Source organism: Massilia genomosp. 1, from assembly GCF_011682185.1.
In the GTDB taxonomy this organism is placed as follows: Bacteria; Pseudomonadota; Gammaproteobacteria; order Burkholderiales; family Burkholderiaceae_D; genus Telluria_A; species Telluria_A rubra.
Window position 1 is genome coordinate 1 of the sequence record NZ_WHJF01000264.1, and the last position, 1604, is coordinate 1604.

The following is a 1604-nucleotide window of genomic DNA, read 5'->3' on the forward strand; positions in this document are numbered from 1 at the left end:
TGCAACTCTAGAAAGGAGGTGATCCAGCCGCACCTTCCGATACGGCTACCTTGTTACGACTTCACCCCAGTCACGAATCCTACCGTGGTAAGCGCCCCCCTTGCGGTTAAGCTACCTACTTCTGGTAAAACCCGCTCCCATGGTGTGACGGGCGGTGTGTACAAGACCCGGGAACGTATTCACCGCGACATGCTGATCCGCGATTACTAGCGATTCCAACTTCATGTAGTCGAGTTGCAGACTACAATCCGGACTACGATACACTTTCTGGGATTAGCTCCCCCTCGCGGGTTGGCGGCCCTCTGTATGTACCATTGTATGACGTGTGAAGCCCTACCCATAAGGGCCATGAGGACTTGACGTCATCCCCACCTTCCTCCGGTTTGTCACCGGCAGTCTCATTAGAGTGCTCTTTCGTAGCAACTAATGACAAGGGTTGCGCTCGTTGCGGGACTTAACCCAACATCTCACGACACGAGCTGACGACAGCCATGCAGCACCTGTGTTACGGTTCTCTTTCGAGCACACCTCGATCTCTCGTGGCTTCCGTACATGTCAAGGGTAGGTAAGGTTTTTCGCGTTGCATCGAATTAATCCACATCATCCACCGCTTGTGCGGGTCCCCGTCAATTCCTTTGAGTTTTAATCTTGCGACCGTACTCCCCAGGCGGTCTACTTCACGCGTTAGCTGCGTTACCAAGTTAATTAAAACCCGACAACTAGTAGACATCGTTTAGGGCGTGGACTACCAGGGTATCTAATCCTGTTTGCTCCCCACGCTTTCGTGCATGAGCGTCAATCTTGACCCAGGGGGCTGCCTTCGCCATCGGTGTTCCTCCACATCTCTACGCATTTCACTGCTACACGTGGAATTCTACCCCCCTCTGCCAGATTCTAGCCTTGCAGTCTCCATCGCAATTCCCAGGTTGAGCCCGGGGATTTCACGACAGACTTACAAAACCGCCTGCGCACGCTTTACGCCCAGTAATTCCGATTAACGCTTGCACCCTACGTATTACCGCGGCTGCTGGCACGTAGTTAGCCGGTGCTTATTCTTCAGGTACCGTCATTAGCAGAGGATATTAGCCTCCACCGTTTCTTCCCTGACAAAAGAGCTTTACAACCCGAAGGCCTTCTTCACTCACGCGGCATTGCTGGATCAGGCTTTCGCCCATTGTCCAAAATTCCCCACTGCTGCCTCCCGTAGGAGTCTGGACCGTGTCTCAGTTCCAGTGTGGCTGGTCGTCCTCTCAGACCAGCTACTGATCGATGCCTTGGTAGGCCTTTACCCCACCAACTAGCTAATCAGATATCGGCCGCTCCAGGAGCATGAGGTTCTTGCGAATCCCCCACTTTCATCCTTAGATCGTATGCGGTATTAGCGTAACTTTCGCTACGTTATCCCCCACTCCAGGGTACGTTCCGATATATTACTCACCCGTTCGCCACTCGCCGCCAGGTTGCCCCGCGCTGCCGTTCGACTTGCATGTGTAAGGCATGCCGCCAGCGTTCAATCTGAGCCAGGATCAAACTCTTCAGTTCAATCTCTGTTTAATGTCCTTGCGGACAGATCGCTCACTCAAAATACTGACAGGCCACTTCTT

At 53.1% G+C, this 1604-nt stretch carries 1 rRNA gene; it reads right to left on the reverse strand.

Annotated features, from left to right (window positions below):
* Positions 1-11: 11 nt before the first annotated feature.
* Positions 12-1542, reverse strand: a 16S ribosomal RNA gene (locus F1735_RS33425).
* Positions 1543-1604: the final 62 nt, after the last annotated feature.